Source organism: Saccharospirillum sp. (assembly GCF_040881935.1).
In the GTDB taxonomy this organism is placed as follows: Bacteria; Pseudomonadota; Gammaproteobacteria; order Pseudomonadales; family Natronospirillaceae; genus Saccharospirillum.
This window is the reverse complement of sequence record NZ_JBBECH010000032.1, coordinates 1-22352: the sequence shown is the minus strand read 5'-3', so window position 1 is coordinate 22352 and position 22352 is coordinate 1. Positions and strand designations below refer to the sequence as shown.

The window sequence follows — 22352 nt, the reverse complement described above, 5'->3', positions numbered from 1 at the left end:
GCAGCAGGGATGCTGCGGCCTAGGCTCCATGGATGGATTGACGCCGACCCCACAGGGGTGCATTCGGTGGCCGGCGCGAACCAGAGCCCCCCTGGAGACCCCAACTCGAACTTGAGTTACTAGACTATCCGTTAGCGATTGGCGCGTTCGAAACGACGCAGTTGGTCGTTGCCACGCGAAGTAGCCGTGTTAAGCGCTTCTTCAGCAGTAGCCTCGCCGTTCCAGACCGATTCCAGCGCTTCATCGATGATGCCGCGAATCTGCGGGAAGTTACCGAGACGAACGCCACGCGAGTTAGCCGTTGGCTCAACCGCTGTCATCTGGTTGATCGAGGTATCGGTGCCCGGGTTTTCGCTGTAGAAACCCTGGTCGCGCGTCAGCTCAATGGCGTCGTAGGTGACTGGCAGGTAACCCGAGAACTGGTGCCAGTCGGCTTGAACTTCCGGCAGTGACAGGTAGTCGAAAAAAGAGGCTACGGCTTCGTATTCAGCGTCGTCGTGGCCGCGCAGAGTCCACAGAGTGGCACCACCGATGATGGTGTTCTGCGGCGTTTCGATGACCGACTCCCAATACGGCAGCGGGCTTACACCGAACTCGAACTGGGCGTTGGCGTTAATGCCAGCGTAACCGGCAGACGACTCGGTATACATGCCGCATTCCTGGCTGTAAAACTTGGCGGAGCCTTCGTTGGTACGACCGGAGTAGCTGAAAATACCTTCCTGCTGCCATTCACCCATCTGTTCGATGTGGGCGATCTGAACATCGGAATTGAACACCAGCTCGGTGTCCAGGCCACCAAAGCCGTTGGCTTCGGTTGCAAACGGCACATCATGACGCGCCGACAGGTTTTCCAGGTGAATCCAGGATTGCCAGGCGGTGGTGAAGCCACAGTCGTAACCGGCTTCCAGCAGTGTATTACCGAACTCATCCATTTCTTCCCAGGTGCGCGGGCCACGGTCTGGCAGACCAGCCTCGGCAAACATTTCCTTGTTGTAGTACAGCACCGGGGTAGAGCTGTTGAACGGCATGGACAGCATGTTGCCGTTTTCATCAGCATAGTAGCCGGTCACGGTGCTCAGGTAGTCTTCCTGGTTAAAGCCGTCGCTCAGTTCATCCATCATCTGGTACATCGGGTAGATGGCGCCTTCAGCGGCCATCATGGTGGCGGTGCCGACTTCATATACCTGAACGATTTCCGGCTGCTCACCCGAACGGAACGCCGCAATGGCACCGGTCATGGTGTCGTTGTAGTTGCCACGGTAGGTGGCATTGACCACGTAATCGGATTGGGAGCCGTTGAATTCAGCAACGATCTCATCGACTTTCTCACCCAGGGCGCCGCCCATGGCGTGCCAGAGTTCGATTTCAGTGGCGGCAAAAGCCTGGCTGGCGCCCAGAGCGCTGACCGCGAGGACTAGCAGTTTCTTGTTCATCAGACGTTCTCACTCTTGTTGGTGTGACTTGAGTTTGTTGTTCATATCTTTTTCGAACGAGCATGAAAAATAGCATCGAACGAAAATAATTGACAAGCGAATTCGACCATACAGACAAAAAATGACAGTTTTATGATCGTTTAGGATTTATTTCCGACAATTTAGAGTTATTTATATTCGAACGAATATAGCTGCGAAAAAGCCCGTATCGGCTGGCCGCCACACACTGGCTGGTTTTATCCAGCCGCTAATCCGGCTAAGGTTGGCGGCCCGAATCTGGAATCAACCGAATGAAGCTACTCCATACCTCCGACTGGCACCTGGGCCGACAGTTTCACAATCAGTCATTACTGGCCGATCAGGCCGAGGTGCTGGACCAACTGATCGGGTATGTGGCAACCGAACAGGTCGATGCAGTACTGATCGCCGGTGATATCTACGACCGGTCAGTGCCACCGGCCGAAGCCGTAACGCTGTTGAACCGTACGTTGCGCCGGCTCTGTGTCGACCTGGCCGTGCCGGTCATCATGATCAGCGGTAATCACGATAGCGCCGAGCGTCTGGGCTTCGGGGCCGGGCTAATGCAGGGCGCGGGCCTGCACATTCTCAGTGACCTGGCGCAAGTTGATGTGCCAGTGGTGATCCCTCACCCGGAGGGCGACGTGGCCTTTTACGGCATTCCCTATTGCCAACCAGAGCATGTTCGGTCTGTGTTCGACGAAAACGTGCGCACCTTCGATGAAGCCCATACCTTCCTGGTCGACCGCATTAAAGCGGCATTTCAGCCTGGCCAGCGGCGGGTCTTGTTGTCGCATTGTTTTGTCAGTGGTGCCGAAGAGAGCGACTCGGAACGGCCGCTGTCGCTGGGTGGTGCCGACACAGTGCGCTGGCTACCGATGCGCGATTTCGATTACGTTGCCCTCGGCCATCTGCACGCTCCGCAGTTTAGGGGCGAGGCTCACATCCGCTATTCCGGCTCGCTGATGAAATACAGCTTCTCGGAAGTGACTCAAAAGAAAGGCGTTACCCGGGTCGACTTGCCAGCAGCAGGGGAGGTGGCGGTGACGGCTTTGCCGCTAACGCCCAACCGTGATCTGCGCATTCTGGAAGGCGAGTTCGACACCCTGATGGCCGAAGGCAAAGACGACCCGCGCCGGGACGACTACCTGTTAGTACGCCTGACCGACACCCGCGCCATTCTCGATACCCTGAACCAATTGCGGCAGGTGTACCCCTATGTGCTGCACCTGGAAAAGCCCGGCCTGGCCCCTGATCGGCCGGCGCAGCTGGCTTCGCGCGAGCAACTGAAACGCACCGAACTGGAACTCTTCGCCGACTTTTTTGAACAGACCCAGGGCGAAGCCCTGAGTGAAGATCAGTACGAGGCTGTTAAAACCGTGATTCAGACTGTGCACCAGAGCGAGGGCCAGACATGAAACCTCAACGCCTCAGCATCAGCGCCTTTGGCCCCTTCGCTGGCGAAGAAGTGGTCGACTTTACCCGCTTTGGCGAATCCGCCCTTTATCTAATCAATGGCCCGACCGGGGCTGGTAAAAGCAGCCTGCTGGACGCGATTTGCTTTGCACTCTACGGCGTCACCACCGGTGGCGAGCGCGAGGCCGCCAGCATGCGCTCCGACCAGGCGCCAGATGATCTCGACACCTGCATCGTGTTCGACTTTCAGTTGGGCGATACCCTGTACCGGATTGAGCGCACCCCAACGCAACAGGTCGCCAAGAAACGCGGCGAGGGCATTACCGTGCGCCAGGCCGATGCCCGGCTCTGGCGCATGCCCCCAGCCTTGCTGGCCAGCTCCTTTGATGAACAGGAAGCCGACTTACTGCCGTTAAAAGGCATTCGCGAGATCAACGATGAAATTCAAACCCTGACTGGTCTGAATGCAGACCAGTTTCGTCAGGTAATGGTGCTACCGCAGGGCAAATTCCGTGAATTGCTGCTAGCGTCATCGAATGACCGCGAAGCCATTTTCAGCCAGCTGTTCCAGACCCACACCTTTAAAGCCATTGAAGACCGGCTGAAAGAGCAGGCCGCCGACATTCGCAACCAACGCGAAAAGCTGACCGATCGCCTGGCCGGGCATCTCGACTCGGCAGGCGTGGAGACCGCCGAGGCGCTGGATGAGCGTTTGGCAGAGCTCGCGCCAGTCGTCGACGCCGCTCGCGCAACACAGGCGGAGGCCCAAAAAACCGAAGCCACGGCCCGGCGCGCTCATGAAGAAAGCCAGGCACTGCAACAGCAGTTTGAACAATTGGCCAAAGACCAGACCGCGAAACGTGACTGGCAGGCAGAAGCAAAAGCAATCGCTGAAAAAGAAGCGCTGATCGTCGCTGCCCGGCAGGCGGAAAAACAATTGCCGGTCTGGGAGCGTTGGCAGCAAAGCCAGCGCAATGAAACCAGAGAGCAGGGGATCTTGCAGCAACTGAACCAGGCCGTGACAGATCTGGAGCAGCAAAAGTCGACCGTCGAAGCGGAACTGGAGTTGGCCAGAGACGCTCATGCCGGGCTCGATACCCTGAAATCGGAGCAGGATAACCTGACCCGGCTGCGCAGCCAGAGCGAGCAGTTGCGGGCTGCCCAAAGGCGGTTGGGTAACGCGCGTTCAACAGTTGAACAGTTTGATCTTAAAGCGAAGCAACGAACCGGGCAGAAAATCGAATTGAGTCAGCAGTTCGAAACCCTGGAACGCCAGATTGCGGCATCCGCCGATCTTTCCGCCGAGCAACTGACGCTGGCGCATCGACTGGAGCGTCTGACTCGTCTGGGTAAGCAGAAGCGGCAATGGGTAGTACTAACTGAGGCCGCGAGCAAACATCGGGCCGAAGCAGACACCTGGCAACAGGAACTGACCAGCGCCGAAGCCCGGGCCGAATCCCTCAAAACCCAGGCACTGCGCCTGGAGCAAGCCTGGCATTTGGGCCAGGCCGCACAGTTGGCGGCCCAGTTAAGCGATGGTGAACCTTGCCCGGTGTGCGGCAGTGAAGCCCACCCGAACCCGGCGGCCTTGGAGGCTGAATCGGTCAGTCGGGATCAGGTTAATGCCGCACGGGCAACACTGGAATCCCAACTAACGGCGGTTAACAAAGCGCTGCAGGCCCGCGACCGGGCGCTGCACAGCGCCGAAGAGTCGAACCAGCAGGCGCAGCGGTTGCAGGAGGATCTGGAGGAGTATGCCGAGCGGTCGATGGAAGATCTGGAGCAGGATTATCTGGTCAGCCAGCGTCAGCTCAACACATTGAAACAACAGGCCGAGGCGTTGGGCAAGGCCAGAACCGAGCTGGAGAACACCCGCCAACAGTTAAACCAGCTTGACCAGATCGATGCCGAGGCCCGGCCACAACGCGAGGCCGCCGTCGCCGAAAAAGCCGCCGCTGAGCAAGCGGTCGACAGCCTGGAAAAAGACATTCCCGAGGCCTATCGGCAAGCCGAAGTACTGGAAAACCGGTTGACCGAAGTGACGCGCAGCATCGAGCAGATAACCCGGCGCTGGCAGCAGTCACAGGAGAAGCACAACAGCTTCAAGGAGAGTTTGGCCGCCGCCCGGGCAAAAGTCTCGGCCCAGAACGAGCGACTGAAGGAAGCCCGACGCGATCTAAGTGAAGCCGAAAAACGCTGGCAAACGGCGTTGACAGACAGCCCTTTCGCCAACGAAGCCGAGTTTACCCAGGCTCGCCGGGAGGAAGCCGAACTGGAGCGGTGTCACCAGCAGATCGATCAGCATCGCCAGGCTGGTGAAAAACTCAGTTGGTCGATTCAACAGCAGGAAGCCGCGCTGGCCGACAAAACCAAACCGGATCTGACGCAGTTGGAAGCCCAGTGGCATCAGGTACGTGAAGCGCTGAACGCAGCGACCCGGCATTACGATGAGCAGCAGGCTCTGTTGAAAGCCGCCAAAGACGTTAAACAACGCATGGCTGAAACGCTGCAGAAAATCAAACAACTGGAAGCCGATTACGGTGTAACCGGCACGCTAGCCGAAGTTGCCAGTGGCAAGAACGGCCAGCGCATCAGTTTGCAGCGCTTTGTGCTGAGTGTGCTGCTCGACGATGTTCTGATCGAAGCCAGCCACCGGCTGACCACCATGAGCAAGGGCCGTTACCAGCTGCTGCGCCGACAGGACAGAACCAAGGGCAACGTCGCTTCAGGGTTGGATCTGGATGTCGAAGACGCCTACACCGGCAAATCGCGCCCGGTGAATACGCTCTCGGGTGGGGAAAGCTTTATGGCCGCGCTGGCACTGGCGCTGGGCTTGTCGGATGTGGTGCAGGCTTATGCTGGCGGCATTCGGTTGGATGCCCTGTTCATCGACGAAGGCTTCGGCTCACTCGACCCGGATTCACTGGACTTGGCCATCGAAACCCTGATGGAGCTGCGCGCCAATGGGCGCAGCGTGGGCATTATCTCGCACGTCTCGGAACTGAAAGAGCAAATTCCGCAACGCATCGACGTGCGGCCCTCGCAGGCGGGTAGCCGAATTGAGATTGTTTCGAACTGACTTGGGTATCAAGTTTTGAAGTTCGAATCAGTTCAGCGGCATTGGCCTGCAAGGCATCGCCAGCATCACGGCCAGCTTCCAGTGTATCGGTCGCACTGGTGTTGCTGTCGAGCATGGCGGTGACCGCCTGGTCGGTTCCGGATTCAACGGCATCGGCCAGATCGACTGCAGTGCCCAGCGGGCCGGTGATGCTGGGCGTACGCTTCTGGTTTTACCTTATCCTTATCAGGCAGCATCACTGTCGTTAGCCGTATTCATATCAGCGCTGTTCTGTTCAGGTGTTTCACCACCGGTCTCTTCAATCTCACCTTTGGCCACCTTTTCAGCCGTAACCCGCAGCGCTTCCAGCTCTTCGCGCAGCTTGGTTTCTTCCAGCTTCAGGTCTTCGGCTTTGGACTGGTCTTTCTCGACCGTTTTCAGAATATTGATGGCTTCGGCAATATCGCCCGCTTCAATGTGGGCAATGGCATCGGCTTTGCGTTCTTCCAGAGACTCCACCTCAAGCAGCTTTTCCAGCACTTTATCGAGTTTGTTGTTCAGCTTCTGGATGTCTTTGCCGGTGTTTTCCAAGGTTTTTCCTATCAGTTGGTAATCCAAGATACTACTCCCATGAGTCGCCGCCCGCCGGGCCGTCATCGGCACCGGTCGTTGCAGACGGGTTAGTCAAATCAATGGCTGGATATTAATACAGTAGTCAGCCAGTGGCAATGCGTGTGAACCCGGTGCGCTCCGACGCTGGAAAGTGTCGCAACTGGGCAATTCAAACCCCGGGCAGGGGCTAAAGTTGGGTAGCGTTCCATCTCCCTCACAATAAAAGGAACATGCAATGACCAGTAATGCAGCCAATCGCGGGGTTATTTATCAGGGCCCCGGCAAAGTGACTATCGAATCCATCGCCTTTCCAGAACTCGCCATTGGCAAGCGCCGCTGCGACCATGGGGTTATTCTAAAGGTGCTCACTACCAATATTTGCGGCTCCGATCAGCACATGGTGCGCGGCCGAACCACCGCCGAACCGGGCCTGGTGCTCGGCCATGAAATCACCGGGCAGATCATCGAATGCGGGCGGGATGTCGAGTTCCTGAAAGAAGGTGACATTGTCTCCGTGCCCTTCAACATCGCCTGCGGTCGCTGCCGCAACTGCAAGGAAGGCCGCACCGGCATCTGCCTGAATGTGAACCCGGCGCGCCCCGGCGCGGCCTATGGCTATGTCGATATGGGCGGCTGGGTCGGTGGCCAGGCTGAATACGTCATGGTGCCCTATGCCGACTTTAACCTGCTCAAATTTCCGGATGCAGACCAGGCGATGGAGAAAATCCGCGACCTGACGATGCTTTCCGACATCTTCCCAACCGGCTTTCACGGCTGCGCGACCGCCGGGGTAGGGCCGGGCTCTACGGTTTACATCGCCGGTGCCGGCCCGGTCGGCCTGGCTGCGGCTGCCAGTGCCCGGTTGATGGGTGCCGCCTGCGTTATCGTCGGGGATATGATCGACGCCCGGCTCGAACAGGCACGCAGCTTTGGCTGCGAAACCATCGACCTGAAGCAGGATGGCGACTTGCCCGATATGCTCGAACAGATTCTGCGCGTGCCGGAAGTCGATTGCTTTGTTGACTGCGTTGGCTTTGAAGCCCATGCCTGCGGCCACGATCACCACCACGAGCAACCGGCCACGGTGCTCAATTCCGCCATGCAGGTCACCCGGGCCGGTGGTCAGATCGGCATTCCCGGCCTGTACGTTACCGAAGACCCCGGTGCATCCGAAGCAGCGGCGCAAAAAGGTGCGCTGAGCATGCGCTTCGGCCTGGGTTGGGCGAAGTCCCACTCTTTCCACACTGGCCAGTGCCCGGTGATGAAATATCATCGTCAACTGATGCAGGCCATTTTGTTCGACCGGGTGCAGATTGCTCAGGCCGTTAACGTGCAGTTGATCAACCTCGACCAGGCACCCAAAGGCTATGCCGACTTCGACGGCGGAGCGGCGAAGAAATTCGTCATCGACCCGCACGGTTCTGTCGCGGCCTGAGTTTCAGGGTTACCAATCTGGGCGCAGCGTTGCAGTCGCTAGTATTCAAGCGCCCCTGAACCGGGTGTACACTAGTAATAACTCACGTTTCGAAGTTCGCTAGCAAAGGATCAGCACCGGATGCCAGGTAGGGCTATCGAGGGTGGTCCGCAGCAGGGATGCTGCGGTCCAGGCCCCAGGGATGGGTTCACGCCGACCCTCGATAGCCCTACCTGGTGGCCGGTGCGGACGACTGGCAACATAGCCAACCGCGCTCCGAAACGCGAGTAATAAGTGCCCGTGTGCACTCCGGTTTTTAAGGCCCTGATTAAAACAAATCTACAGGTGATTCTGCATGCCCCAAGCTACACCTTCAGACACCCAAGCCCGGGTGCAAGCCATTGTGGCCGACCTGAAACACAAGCCCGGCGCGTTATTACCCATTCTGCACCGGGTGCGCGACACCCTGGGCCACATTCCCGAAAGTGCGGTACCCGTCATCGCCGAAGGCCTGCAAATCACCCGCGCCGAAGTGCACGGCGTGATCAGTTTCTATCACGATTTCAATACCCAGCTGATCGGCCGCCACCGCCTGCAAATATGCCGCGCCGAGGCCTGTCAGGCCCGTGGTAGCCGCAAGCTGGAACATTACGCCAGGGAACGCCTGGGCATCGATTACCACCAGACTACCCGGGACGGCGAATTCACCCTGGAACCCGTCTATTGCCTGGGCAACTGCGCCACCGGCCCCTCGGTGCGCATTGGCAACCACATTCACGGCCGGGTCAGCGCCGAGCGGTTCGATGCCATTATTGACCAGGCGATCACCGTACCGCTCGATCCGGAACCACTGACGGAGGGCGACGCATGATCCGCCTGTTCGTACCGCGCGATACCACCGCCGTCTCACTGGGTGCCGATGAAGTCGCCCGGGCGTTTTCGAAAGCCGCTGACGAACAGGGCATAGACATCCACCTGGTGCGCAACGGCTCACGCGGGCTGTTCTGGCTGGAAACCCTGATAGAGGTAGACGCCGGTGACGGCCAGCGAATTGCCTATGGCCCGGTGATGCCCGAAGACGTGCCCTCGCTGATTGAAGGCGGCTTGCTGGAAGGCGGCGCGGGCCATGCGCTTTACCTCGGCCCCACCGAAGACATTCCCTACTTAAAAAACCAGCAACGCCTCACCTTCGCCCGCGCCGGCATTACCGACCCACTCTCGATCGATGATTACCGCGCCCACGGCGGCTTTGCCGGGCTGACGGCGGCGCTGGCAAAAACCGCCCAACAGATCGTCGACGAAGTAAAAACCTCCGGCCTGCGTGGCCGGGGCGGAGCAGCATTCCCGGCGGGCATTAAATGGCAGACGGTGTTGGATGCCAGTGCGCATGTGCCAAACAGCCGCTATTCCGGCCAAAAAGTCATCGTCTGCAACGCCGACGAAGGCGACTCCGGCACCTTCGCCGACCGCCTGGTAATGGAAGCCGACCCCTACTTGCTAATTGAAGGCATGATTATCGCCGGCCTCGCGGTCGGTGCCGAGACTGGCTACATCTACCTGCGCTCTGAATACCCGCTGGCCCACCTGATGCTGGACGACGCCATCGCCCACGCCAAAGCCGAAGGCTACCTGGGCAACAACATCCTGAATTCTGGCAAGGCGTTTCATCTGGAAGTGCGCCTCGGCGCTGGCGCCTACATTTGTGGTGAAGAAACCTCCCTGCTCGACAGCCTGGAAGGCAAGCGTGGCCAGGTGCGCGTTAAACCGCCATTGCCCGCTCACAAAGGCGCCTTTGGCCAGCCAACGGTGGTCAACAACGTGCTCACCCTGGCCGCCGTGCCCTACATTATGGCCGAAGGCGGCCAGGCCTATGCCGACTATGGCATGGGCCGCTCGCGCGGCACCCTGGCGTTCCAGCTGGCGGGCAACATTGAGCGCGGCGGCCTGGTGGAGCTGGCGTTCGGCATCACCCTGCGCGAACTGCTGTTCGATTACGGCGGCGGCACCGCCTCCGGCCGGCCAATGCGCGCCGTTCAGGTCGGCGGGCCGCTGGGCGCCTACATGCCCGAAAACCAGTGGGACACCCCGCTCGATTACGAAGCCTTCACCGAGGTGGGCGCCGTGGTCGGCCACGGCGGCATCGTGGTGTTCGACGACACGGTCGACATGCTCGAACAGGCCCGCTTCGCGATGGAGTTCTGCGCCGTTGAATCCTGCGGCAAATGCACGCCGTGCCGCGTTGGCTCTACCCGGGGCGTTGAAGTAATCGACCGCATTCGCCTGAACGAAAACCGCGATGCCAACCTGATTCTGCTGCACGATTTATGCGACACCCTGGAAGACGGTTCACTCTGCGCCATGGGCGGCATGACCCCCAACCCGGTGCGCAGTGCACTACACTATTTCCCGGACGACTTTGCCCGAACCACCGCGTCGCCGACGACGGAGGAGCGTTAACCATGCTGCACATCTTCGATCCCAACACCCGCACCGACCGGGACCTGGGCACACCACCGCCCCCGGTCACGGCAAACACGGTACAACTGAGCATCGACGGCTACGCCATCGAAGTACCCGAAGGCACCTCCGTTCTGCGCGCCGCCGCCCTGGCCGGCATCCAGATTCCCAAGCTGTGCGCATCCGACAACCTCGACGCCTTCGGCTCCTGCCGCCTGTGCGCTGTCGAGATTGAAGGCCGGCGCGGCATGCCAGCCTCCTGCACCACGCCGGTCGCCGAAGGGATGAGCGTGCTCACCCAAACCAACCGCGTCGCCAAACTGCGCCGCAACGTCATGGAACTCTATATATCCGACCACCCGCTCGACTGCCTGACCTGCCCCGCCAACGGCGATTGCGAACTGCAGGACATGGCCGGTGCCGTCGGCCTGCGCGAGGTGCGCTACGGCTATGAAGGCGAGAACCATTTAAGCGCCGAAAAAGACACCAGCAACCCCTATTTCACCTTCGACCCGAGCAAATGCATCGTCTGTTCACGCTGCGTGCGCGCCTGCGAGGAAGTGCAGGGCACCTTCGCGCTGACCATCGACGGGCGCGGCTTCGATTCGAAAGTATCCGCCGGCCAGAACGACGACTTTATGGACTCCGAATGCGTCTCCTGCGGCGCCTGCGTGCAAGCCTGCCCAACGGCGACGCTGATGGAAAACTCCGTCATCGACCAGGGCCAGCCAGAACACTCGGTAGTAACCACCTGCGCCTACTGCGGCGTTGGCTGCTCGTTCAAGGCCGAGATGAAAGGCAACGAGCTGGTGCGCATGGTCCCGTTTAAGGATGGCCACGCCAACCACGGCCACTCCTGCGTAAAAGGGCGCTTCGCCTTCGGCTACGCCACCCACCCGGACCGCCTGACCACACCGATGATTCGCGACCACATTGACGACCCCTGGCGCGAAGTAAGCTGGGATGAAGCCCTTAGCTTCGCCGCTGACCGCATTAAAGCCATTCAGGCCAAATACGGCCGCGACAGCGTGGGCGGCATAACCTCCTCGCGCTGCACCAATGAAGAAGCCTACCTGGTGCAAAAGCTGGTGCGCACCGCCTTTGGCAACAACAACACCGACACCTGCGCCCGGGTGTGCCATTCACCCACCGGCTATGGCCTGAAACAAACCCTCGGCGAAAGCGCCGGCACCCAAACCTTCGATTCAGTGATGCAGGCTGACGTGATCATCGTGATTGGCGCTAACCCAACCGACGCCCACCCGGTGTTCGCCTCCCAACTGCGCCGCCGCCTGCGCCAGGGCGCGAAACTCATTGTCGCCGACCCGCGCCACATCGATTTAATGACCACCCCGCACGGCGGCGAAGCCGTGCACCTGCCACTGCGCCCCGGCACCAACGTCGCGCTGATCAACGCGTTGGCGCACGTCGTGGTCAGCGAAGGGCTGGAAGACCGGATGTTCATCGCCGAGCGCTGCGACCCGGCCGGCTACGCCGCCTGGCAAGCGTTTATTCGTGAAGAACGCCATGCACCGGAAGCGACCGAAAGCATCACCGGCGTACCGGCCGCCAGCGTGCGCGAAGCCGCCCGCCTGTATGCCAACGCAGGCAACGGCGCCATTTACTACGGCCTGGGCGTCACCGAACACAGCCAGGGGTCCACCATGGTGATGGGCATCGCCAACCTGGCACTGGCCACCGGCAACATCGGCCGCGAAGGCGTGGGCGTGAACCCGCTGCGCGGCCAGAATAACGTGCAGGGCAGTTGCGACATGGGCAGCTTCCCGCACGAACTGCCGGGCTACCAGCACGTAGCGCAAGACGGCCCGCGCAAAGCCTTCGAAGCCGCCTGGGGTGTGACCATAGATTCCGAACCCGGCCTGCGCATTCCCAACATGTTCGACGCCGCCATAGACGGCAGCTTCAAGGGCCTGTACGTGCAGGGCGAAGACATCGCCCAGTCTGACCCCAACACCCAGCACGTAGAGCAAGCCCTGAGCTCACTGGAATGCCTGATCGTACAAGACCTGTTCCTGAACGAGACCGCCAAATTCGCCCACGTACTGCTGCCAGGCTCCTCCTTCCTGGAAAAAGACGGCACCTTCACCAACGCCGAACGCCGCATCAACCGCGTACGCAAAGTGATGCCACCCCTGGCCGGCAAGGAAGACTGGCAAATCACCCAAGACCTCGCCAACGCCCTGGGCTACGCCATGCACTACGACCACCCGGAACAGATCATGGCCGAGATCGCCAGCCTGACCCCAAGCTTCAAAGGCGTGACCTACCAGAAACTCGACGAACTCGGCAGCATTCAGTGGCCGTGCAACGACGCCTACCCGAACGGCATGCCGATCATGCACGAGCAGGACTTCCCGATCGGCAAGGGCCGCTTCATAGTGACCGATTACGTACCAACCACAGAACGCGCCAACCGCAAGTTCCCGCTGCTGCTGACCACCGGCCGCATCCTCAGCCAATACAACGTAGGCGCCCAGACCCGGCGCACCGACAACCAGAGCTGGCACAACCAGGACTGGCTGGAGCTGCACCCGCACGACGCCGAAGAACGCGGCATTAACGAGGGCGACTGGGTCGGCCTGACCAGCCGCGCCGGCGACACTGTGCTGCAAGCCAAAATAAGCACCCGCATGCAACCGGGCGTGGTTTACACCACCTTCCACCACCCGGTCAGCGGCGCCAACGTCATTACCACCGACAACTCAGACTGGGCCACCAACTGCCCTGAATACAAAGTAACCGCTGTGCAATGCGAAAAAGTTGCGCAGCCTAGTGCGTGGCAGGAACGCCACCGGGCTCAGCACAAGAAGCAGTGGGGGTTGTTGAATACATCAGAACCCACCGAACCGGTGATGAAGTGAGACCAACACCATGAGCCGCCAAATTGACTCATTGATTAAGATGGTGAATCAGATTGCTGACAATGCGCCCAAGCAGGAGACGCCGGAGGCCACCGCAGAGGCAGTGGCCGGGCACTTGAAAAAGTTCTGGGCAAAGCCGATGAAGGCCGCGATTCGGGAGCATTTGCAGGCCGGGGGTGATGGGTTGAATGAGGTGGCGGTTGAGGCGGTGCGGCGGTTGTAGACTGACCACCGTACCGTATTGCTCCCTCTCCCGCTGGCCTAACCGCCGTCGTCCCTCGTAGGATGCCAGCCACCTGGGTGACAGGGCGTACAGCAAACAGGGCTCCGCGCCACTGCTCGGTGCGAACCAGAATGCAATATCCTGGGGCAGCGCGAAGTGGTAGGCCTACGCAACGTACTCGACAAAGAGGATGAAGCGGGATATTAGGGGTATGTTAAGAGTGGGGGTGAGGGGTTGAGTGAGATAGCTTTGGTTGCAGTTGGAAAGTTGTGAGGGGGTTGCGCTCGATGTGGGGCTGACAGAGGTGCGCCGACATAAATAGGCAATTTTCGGACGTCGGCTTTTCGCGGATGGAGTTCGTCTAGACGTGGCCAAGCCGCCAAAACTGGGGTAATCTGATCTAATTAGATGTAGAAGCAGTAGCAGCGTGACTTCTAACATGCCAGTGAGCGCCTTATTAGGATCAACAACTTAAAAGCAAACAGTGTTCTGAATCATACGAGCTGACTTTTATGTAAGAGATTGATTTACAGGCTAATAATAAGAAGGAAGAAAGCCTTGGATTACTACGCTAAAGATTGTGAGCTGGTGCTGGGCCTTGTGTGTCCTGTTGGCGTTAATATTGATGATGTAGAAACTAGATTGCTTTCGCTAATAAAGCTGTTTAATTATACCCCGAATTTAATACATCTAAGCGAACTGGCGAGAGAGCTCGATGATGAGGAAGAGCTCAGTTTCCAAAGTGAAGTAGAGCGTCTAGATCATGGGATGCAAAAAGGGACCGACCTTAGAGAAAAATATAATCGAGGCGACTTTTATTCATTACTGGCAATAAATAAGATAAGTAGCCAAAGGCAGCAAGAAGACGGAGTAAGCCAACCCTTAGGAAGGACGGTCCATATTCTGAGGTCATTAAAGCATGCCGATGAAGTTGATACCCTAAGGCAGGTTTACGGCTCTGGATTTTTTTTGCTAGGCATTTCAGCCAGTACGGAAAGTAAAAAACATTATTTGCGAGAACTGAAGGGTGTGGTCTCAGATGGTGATCTCGATAGACTAATTGAAAGGGATGATAAAGAAAATAACCCTTTGGGACAACAAACTAGGAACGTATTTCAGTTAGCAGATGCATTTGCAACAACCGATGACACTGAGCGATTGTCAAAGCAACTTGGAAGAATATTGAATCTTCTCTTTTCTGATCCTTTTGCTCCTCCAACTGAAGAAGAATACGCCATGTTTATGGCGTATGCAGCGTCATTACGTTCAGCTGATCTATCGAGACAGGTTGGAGCAGTCATAGCAAATGAATATGGAGATATAATATCTACAGGTGCCAATGACGTACCTAAATATGGTGGAGGCTTATATTGGCCTGGAGAAGATGATAAAAGAGATTATACTGATGAGTATGGGTACGATTCTAACGAACATGAAAAAAACAGTATACTGGAAGATGTAGCTTTCGCCATTACGGAGTCAAAAGAAAAGTCAGACGCTTACGATAGAGTTATTAAAAAACTAGAGAAGTCTAAAATAATGGATTTGACGGAGTATGGGAGAGCGGTCCATGCGGAGATGGAGGCTCTTCTCCAAGCCTCTAGAAACGGTGTAAAGGTAAGAGGTTCCACTCTCTATACAACTACTTTCCCTTGCCATAATTGTGCTAAGCATATTGTTGCATCTGGGGTAAAAGAAGTCGTCTATATTGAGCCATATCCCAAAAGTTTCGCTAGTAAGCTGCATGATGATTCTATAGATACCGAAGGAAGTCGTTTCAATGTAGATGACCGTATTGTTGAGAATGATCAGGGTAGGGTGGTTTTTAGGCCTTTTGTAGGAGTCGGGCCTCGGCGATTTATAGATCTTTTCTCTATGAAGTTAAGTAGCGGACGAAAGATGAAGCGGAAAAAAGACGGATATGCTGTTAATTGGGTACGGCAAGACTCAGAATTAAGGGTCCCAATGTCGCCATTATCTTACATGGAATCTGAGATTGCTGTGAACAATGAGTTAAAATTGCTAGTAAAAAAGGGGAGAGCATCTGATGAATAAAGACGTAAAACTTCAAGATAACTTGGAAAGGGCTGAGCAGGCGTATTCAAAATGGCCGTCATGGAAGAAAGACTTCTTGGTCACGAAGTACTCAAGTGCGATAAAACAAGTTAGGAGTGATAGCTCTTTAAAACGAACTATCAAGTCCTAGCTTTTCTATGCTATAAATCTATTGATTTAAAAATATCAGCACAAAGAACCTGGCGGCTGCCGGGTTTTTTCTTAGTGGGCGTTTAACTGATTAAGCCAAAGAAGACACACCACAAAAATTAGGAAACAGAGTCTTCTCGGCTTTTTGTCTTGCTTCCAGTAGCTGAAACGAAGTTAGACATCCAAATTAACTGCTCATTAATGCCTGAGGTTCAATGGTTTTTGTTGATTGTTTTGGAGGGTGGTGGGCTGGGGACGCTCTAGCCAAAGCGGTTGTGTCAGTTTAGTTATTGAAAGACGGATACCTAGCCTAACGCGGATTGAAAAGCCAAGGTGGTTGTCTATATTGATCACTATGCCTCTATTGGAGGGACCAATGAGTAAAAGGAAGAAATTGGAACTCAGCGAGAAGAAAGCATACAGGAAGAGAATTAGGAGGCTTTGCTATAGGGTGTTAAATGGAGATCTTATAGCGGAGAAAAATTTAGATGTTGAACAGTCCAATCCAGACGCACGAAAAATAATCAGTCAAGTTATCAAGTCAGCGAAGAAAGCAAAGCTGAAAGCCAAAGTAGAAGCGAAAAAAGTGGGCATTCCTGCAGCCAATGTCAAATCAAAAAATAAACTGGGTTATGGAAATGCGTACAAGCCATTTCAAGGTGGGAGTCCGGGGATAGGTAAAAATTCCTGAAAAGAACGACTAAACGATTAAGAGGACAACCATCGTTGTTGTTTGTAACTACGATGGGGGCCAATTAGCATTACTTTTGATAGAGTTAAATACTTCAATATAGATTTACTAAGTCATTTGTAGTGATCTAATTGTAGCTGATTGAACATCTCATACCTAGCTAGACAATGAAGGGCATGCGAAGTGATTGTATGGGAGTATGTGTTCATGATTCTAGCGATAATTAATCCTTCATATTATACTGGCTGTTAGAACGAAGTTGCGTGGGTTGATGTAATACTCTACTTTCTACGCATTAATCAAACCATGATATTTAAGTGAATCTAAAATCTAGAAACTATTCAACCACATTATGTTGTAGGTGAAAAAATGACTCTAAAAAAGCTGTTCCCAGGTCACTTTAAGTTGACAAGAGAGGAGTATCAATATATCTGGGATAATTGTCTATTCGTAATTGATACTAACGTCTTGATTAATCTCTATAGATATTCTGATTCGGCTAGAAATGAACTATTAAAGATCTTCGGTAAAATTGATGGTAGATTATGGATGCCTTATCGCGTGGCTGAAGAATATCTAAGTAATAGACTCAGTGAAATATCAAAGCAGTCGAAAGAGTATGATGCAACGGAAAAAGAAATTGATAAGTTGAAGAGAAGCCTTGAAAACTCGAGGAAGCATCCATTTGTAAGCGATCGTACTCTTAAAAAAGCAAATAAACTTTTTGACGAGATAGCTAAAGAGCTGAAAGAAAATAAGGAACTGCATGAGTCTAGGTTTCAAAATGATGATATTCAAGATCGAATTAGTAGCTTATTTTCTGGAAATATTGGATCTGGGTTTTCTGAGAATGAGTTGGTTAAGCTAATAAGTGAAGGCGAAAAACGATATAAGGAAAAAATACCGCCTGGCTATAAAGATCAAGTTAAGGATGGTAGTTCAGATTCGTTTAGGTCTAAATGCCGAGTTTATGGTGATTTGATTGTCTGGAAAGAAATCATCGGGATGGCTAAAGATCAGAAAAGACCTGTGATTTTTGTAACTGACGATCAGAAAGAAGATTGGTGGAGAGAGGTTGAAGGCAAGACAATTGGCCCGAGACCCGAACTAATTGAGGAGTTTAAAGCAGAAACAGGCCAAGACTTTCTGATGTATGTGGCTAGCAGCTTTATTGAAAGAGCATCGAAAAAGTTCGATGAGCCTGTTACGGAAAAGGTCGTGGAAGAGTTAAAGGATATACGCAATAGCCATAGATATTCTGGGTCTTTCTATTCCAAAAGTCTCTGGGAAACCATAGGATTAGATGAAAGGAAGACGAAAATTGAGGATAAGTCTTCAATAAATGATGAATTTAATGTAAAGGAAAGGCTTAAGGAATATATTTTAAAGATTGAAGAGTATCAAGAAGAAAAAAAATGGATAGGGTCAAAGATAGTGCATTTAAACGAAAAAGACTTTAGTTTGGAAAATGTTAGTAGAATACATTTTTATCAAGAAAGATTAGATATCCTTGATAATAGAATTGCTGACATAACAACGAAGATTAATCTATTTAAAACATTACATGAAGTTTATGATGACCCCTCAGCAGACTAGACCAAATGGACACCCATCCAAGAAATGGCAAACAGGACACCCAAGGGGCCTACTGTCTTGACACCTATCGTTACTGTTTGTAATTGCAGTGGGTGTCCGTTTATCTTCTACCTTTCAACAGGTTGCATCGTGTCCACCTACGCACTCTTTATTTTATTCGATATAACTCTCCAGATTTCTCAATGTCGCCTTTGTTTATAAGTTCCTCTAGCAAAATTTCGATATTCCAGAATAGCTTCATCTTACTCTTGATATCTCGCTCGCTCAATGGCGTGTAAGAAAGATGCTCCAGGATAATTTCACGCAGACGATTTAGGTGGTCATGATTCAGCTCTGGGAGAGACTGATCAGATTCATCAACTATAGCTGATATTCTTTCTTTGCCTCTAGTAGTAAGGCGGTAACCGTCTCTCTGTTTATTGGCCCAACCAGATGCTACGATCGCCGCTAGTGCATCTTCTACTTCCACATCCTTGAGCCCTAGATTTTCTGCAACCTCTACTTGATTGAACCATTCAGCGTCATATAGTGACAATAAAACTCGCTTCTCTACAAAGTACTTATTATTAGAGTCTTCAAAATTTTCTTCAAAAGGTGTATTATTATCAAAAGTCATCTTAATCTTGGAGCTGTACTCATTATTGTCTTCTGAACTAGAAGAATTAGATATATTTTTTCTAAATAAATTCAGCCTGCTAAAAATATTATCAATCCGAGTTGATTTTAATCTTGGATTTTCCTTCATAAACTCTTTAATTTCTTTATTAATGAGTCTACCTTCTTCCAGATAGACATCTATTACACTTGTTAACCCTTCTGCTATTCTCTCTTGCTCCTTTAGCTTGACAGTTAGGTACTTCGCCTCTTCTTTTGATGCATTTAATGCGTCGTCTGAAATTTCTGATTCCGCTCTTAGCGCATCATACTTCTTCCTTAGCTCTTCCAGCTCTATGAACTCACTACTTGCTGTTTCTCGAAAATATTTTGCACGCCTTCTTTCCTTCACTAGCTCTGCGTGATGTATAGGCTGCCTCTTTAAAATAAAGTCATTGAACTTTTGAGAGGCACCCATCATCCATTTACCAAACCCTCCCAAAAGGCTAAACAATGGGCGAAGTATTATTACGTATGAAAATGAAAACAACAATGGAATGAGGTATTCATGCTGTTCAATAGAACTTATTTGAATTGTAAGCCATTCAACATCTACATCTTCGTTCTCGAATACTATTTTTGCTGGTATTTCCCAATTTATGACTAACCATGAGAGGATAAATGACCAAATGAAAGGTGATTTCAAACGATCATCGATATAGTCATCGATACCTGAGAATATAGCTTTTACTTTAGTTCTAATGCTCTTACTTAGGTTCGTTAGAAACTCTGTAGTATCACTCATCTATAATGGCCCTTTATTATCCAACGACCGTAAGCTTTGCGGATCATTCCCCAATCAGAATATCCCATATAATTTGCCACCTTAAGTGGATTTTTTCCATTTGACAACATCCTAGTGACTAAACGGGACACCCAAGGCAAACTGGACATATATGGACGCCCGACACCTGTCAAGCCACAGTAATCCGTTAAGCCAGATTTTGGTCTGGCTCTAAGCTTCTTCTATTGCACTGCCTTTACCGTTCATCTCAATGATAGAGCAGTCGTGCTGACATATATCCGGCCTACTGGTTAGGAGTGATTTTAAAGTTCACTCCTGGGCCCTGATGAAGATCCGCACTTGACTGTCTAAAACACCCACTCGGTTTACTGAAACCATGTCCAGACCAGACTAATGCCAAGGCGGAGTAACCGCTAATTCATCATTGATTCGACGGACTTTGGCAGGGTTAAACTCGATTAAGCCATGCCTTCATACCGCTTGGTATACCTCCTGCTTTTTAATCAGGGTCCAAGCTAATCGGGCCATTCGGCTCGCAAGCGCTACAACAGCTTTGTGTTTCCCCCGACGTGCTTCCAGACGTCGAGCCCAGGCAAGAACTGGGTCACCCGGTCGTTTGCACCGCGACAGAGCGGCCCTGGCGCCATGGACATACAAGGCTCGAAGGTATCGGTCATCACGTTTGGTAATACCACTCATGGGTGACTATGAAGACACCCATCGTTACAGTTTGTAATTGCGATAGGTGTCCAGTTAGTTTCGGCCTAATACCATGGTTTTCAGTCACGGAAAAGCATCAGGCAGCCCTGATAATTGATTTTGAAAGGATGGGTCAGGCTAGCTGTGTCGCAGCCGCCAGCCCCGGTGTTCGCTGGTATCCAAACCGTTGACATTGGGCTTTGATCGAAAGGACTGTGCCCACCAATCCTTTAAACTGGCTCTCGAAATGCTGAGTGTTATAGACCCAGTGGTCGATATCGATGTCGAGGCGTTCGAGAATAGGCGGGGTCTGCTGATCGATACTTCCGCGCTTGTCTGTTCGAATCTGTCTATACCAGCTCTGAAATGACTCTGAGTTGCTCTTCATACAGGTCTTTACCGGCCAAGTACTCATGGCTTAGGAAATTGCCAGCATACAGGGCGTGCCAGCGTTGAATGACTTCGGTATCCGACCAGGCTTTGGCTTTCTTGGCGTTTATGTGCAGTACGACATGGTAGTGATTGGACATAACGGCATAGGCGCAGATATCGAGTGCATATACCTTGGCTAACGTCAGCATGCGTTGCTCAATCCAGCCACGGCGGTGTTCGTAGTCGTTACCGGAGTGCTCATCACGGCCACACAGGAAGGCGCGGCGCACGCACCGGGATGTGCAGTGGTAGGGGACTGTGGAGCCACCCACCGTTACAGTTTGTAACAACGGCTAATTGGGACATCCACGTTAGTAGCCTATTGAGGCGTTAATTTTGATAAGCAAGCTAACGTCATAGCTAACATGGACATCCACTTTAAGAGACTATCATAGTCTTCGTATTAATAGATAATTACTATTACTAGAGGTGGGAGTCCAAAGAACACAGTGATAGCCTAATAAAGTGGTAATCCAATAGATGTTAAGTGTCAGTAGTGTTGAAAGAGGTAGATCAGTGGAAACGAAAACGAAAACGGAACCGGAAGAGATCAAGCTCCGTCAGATTGTTTTGAAGAGTAATGCTATTACCTTTAGCGGTATTGCTGCATTCAGTGTGGCCATGCTTCTATTTATTTGGGGGCGGGAGCCGACAAGCGATATACAGGTGTTTGCCGGCGTACTTTTTTTGATAGCCAGCACTTATTCAGTCATGGGCGTGTTTGCCTGCAAGGCGCCTATCATGGCTCACCCGCAATCGGAAAAAGCAGAGAATACAGTGGACCAGATGGTCGTGATGTCCATTTTGATGGCAACGGTGGGAAGCGGCATTCTGTGTTGGAGTATAAGCATTCTCTATGCACTAGTTTATGTCTTGGCATTATTGACTGCCTTCAACTATCTATTCTTGACCATTCTACATGAGCGCATCGCTAAAGGGCTGCAGGAGTCTGTTAGTGTAAGGCAATATTTTTGCTCGATGCTGCACATTAGGAAGCGATCAAAAAAAGCGAAGGACAGTGAATCGGACGTCACATAGGTAAGCAGGAGTGCAAGCGGTTTATTCAGACACCCCGGGGCTAAGGGGCTAACAGGATACCCATCGAAGTGAGGTTTGAAGGAACTCTGCATCTGGATGTAGAGACAAGACTGTGTAGACACCCACCGTTACAGTTTGTAATTGCGATGGGTGTCCAGGTAGCCCAATGAGTAGAGGTCAGTTGTGACTTTGGATTGTAAGAAATGCAGAAAGCAAGTAGATGCTAAGTCTCAGCTAAAGGCCGCGATTAATGGGAGCTATTCGTGTTCAGGCTGCGTGCGACTAAACAGGACATCCAAGGTAGTGAACTGAATACAGACTACAGACATGCCAAATGAAAGTCAGGCTTTGCTAGTCAACAGAAGTAAGATTGGGAGTAATCTGGACATCCAAACCAAGAGGCTATCAAATACTTAATTTCTATAGGTTTAACTAATATTGTGATGGGTATCCAGATAAGTCATTACTCGAAGTCAATATGACAACAAGTCGGCATTAATGAGTGAGACTTGAGCTAAACTGAATGAGTAACGTGGCCGCAAACTAAACAGTGAAGCCATCGAGCAGTGAAGCGATGAAAAAGGTTGCGTCGTTCTTGGGAGTTCATGATGAACGAAGAACTTGAAACAGCTAACATGGACACCCACCCTAAGCGGTAACTGTTCATTCTAAGGCGTTGTTGACCGCTGTGTAGAGATCCGATCGCATTGGATTCGCGGCGAACTCCCTGTGTGTCAACCTGAATCCATACACTTGATGTATGAGTTAAACTAGATCTC

General features: G+C 52.8%; 15 protein-coding genes. 11 read left to right on the top strand and 4 right to left on the bottom strand.

What is annotated here, in order from left to right; genetic code table 11:
• Positions 1–131 precede the first annotated feature (131 nt).
• Entirely contained in the window at positions 132–1433 is a 1302-nt protein-coding gene (gene ugpB / locus WEB54_RS05175) for a sn-glycerol-3-phosphate ABC transporter substrate-binding protein UgpB (protein WP_368053889.1), read from the bottom strand.
• 290 nt (positions 1434–1723) lie between these two features.
• Between ugpB and WEB54_RS05170 the strand changes: the two genes are divergently transcribed.
• Complete coding sequence (locus tag WEB54_RS05170; protein WP_368053887.1) at positions 1724–2869, top strand: exonuclease SbcCD subunit D; 1146 nt, start codon at positions 1724–1726, stop codon at positions 2867–2869.
• Positions 2866–5946: an AAA family ATPase gene (locus WEB54_RS05165; RefSeq protein ID WP_368053885.1), complete on the top strand. Its 3081-nt coding sequence runs from the start codon at positions 2866–2868 to the stop codon at positions 5944–5946. The genes WEB54_RS05170 and WEB54_RS05165 overlap by 4 nt, the downstream gene beginning before the upstream one ends.
• Before the next feature lie 225 nt (positions 5947–6171).
• Here the strand turns inward: WEB54_RS05165 and WEB54_RS05160 are convergent, their stop codons facing one another.
• The gene (locus WEB54_RS05160; RefSeq protein WP_368053883.1) at positions 6172–6543 is read right to left on the bottom strand and encodes a hypothetical protein; all 372 of its coding nucleotides are present in this window, start codon (positions 6541–6543) and stop codon (positions 6172–6174) included.
• Between the two features lie 229 nt (positions 6544–6772).
• On the opposite strand from WEB54_RS05160, the gene fdhA reads away from it, so the two are divergent.
• From fdhA to WEB54_RS05120, 8 genes are all read left to right on the top strand, one after another.
• The gene (gene fdhA / locus WEB54_RS05155; RefSeq protein ID WP_368053881.1) at positions 6773–7972 is read left to right on the top strand and encodes a formaldehyde dehydrogenase, glutathione-independent; all 1200 of its coding nucleotides are present in this window, start codon (positions 6773–6775) and stop codon (positions 7970–7972) included.
• A gap of 334 nt (positions 7973–8306) precedes the next feature.
• Positions 8307–8822: a formate dehydrogenase subunit gamma gene (locus tag WEB54_RS05150; protein ID WP_368053879.1), complete on the top strand. Its 516-nt coding sequence runs from the start codon at positions 8307–8309 to the stop codon at positions 8820–8822.
• Positions 8819–10408 carry a formate dehydrogenase beta subunit gene (locus WEB54_RS05145; protein ID WP_368053877.1) on the top strand — a complete coding sequence of 530 codons (1590 nt, stop codon included), beginning with the start codon at positions 8819–8821 and terminating at the stop codon, positions 10406–10408. The genes WEB54_RS05150 and WEB54_RS05145 overlap by 4 nt, the downstream gene beginning before the upstream one ends.
• A gap of 2 nt (positions 10409–10410) precedes the next feature.
• Complete coding sequence (gene fdhF, locus WEB54_RS05140) at positions 10411–13290, top strand: formate dehydrogenase subunit alpha (protein ID WP_368053875.1); 2880 nt, start codon at positions 10411–10413, stop codon at positions 13288–13290.
• Between the two features lie 10 nt (positions 13291–13300).
• On the top strand, positions 13301–13513 hold the full coding sequence (locus tag WEB54_RS05135; protein ID WP_368053873.1) for a formate dehydrogenase subunit delta: 213 nt from the start codon (positions 13301–13303) through the stop codon (positions 13511–13513).
• Between the two features lie 558 nt (positions 13514–14071).
• The gene (locus tag WEB54_RS05130; protein ID WP_368053871.1) at positions 14072–15568 is read left to right on the top strand and encodes an anti-phage dCTP deaminase; all 1497 of its coding nucleotides are present in this window, start codon (positions 14072–14074) and stop codon (positions 15566–15568) included.
• A gap of 526 nt (positions 15569–16094) precedes the next feature.
• On the top strand, positions 16095–16409 hold the full coding sequence (locus WEB54_RS05125; RefSeq protein WP_368053869.1) for a hypothetical protein: 315 nt from the start codon (positions 16095–16097) through the stop codon (positions 16407–16409).
• 369 nt (positions 16410–16778) lie between these two features.
• Positions 16779–18005: a PIN domain-containing protein gene (locus WEB54_RS05120; protein ID WP_368053867.1), complete on the top strand. Its 1227-nt coding sequence runs from the start codon at positions 16779–16781 to the stop codon at positions 18003–18005.
• A 148-nt stretch (positions 18006–18153) separates the two neighbouring features.
• On the opposite strand, the gene WEB54_RS05115 is transcribed toward WEB54_RS05120, so the two are convergent.
• Positions 18154–19404: a hypothetical protein gene (locus tag WEB54_RS05115; protein ID WP_368053865.1), complete on the bottom strand. Its 1251-nt coding sequence runs from the start codon at positions 19402–19404 to the stop codon at positions 18154–18156.
• 1049 nt (positions 19405–20453) lie between these two features.
• Complete coding sequence (locus WEB54_RS05110; RefSeq protein ID WP_368053863.1) at positions 20454–20825, bottom strand: hypothetical protein; 372 nt, start codon at positions 20823–20825, stop codon at positions 20454–20456.
• A 226-nt stretch (positions 20826–21051) separates the two neighbouring features.
• On the opposite strand from WEB54_RS05110, the gene WEB54_RS05105 reads away from it, so the two are divergent.
• Entirely contained in the window at positions 21052–21573 is a 522-nt protein-coding gene (locus tag WEB54_RS05105) for a hypothetical protein (RefSeq protein ID WP_368053861.1), read from the top strand.
• Positions 21574–22352: the final 779 nt, after the last annotated feature.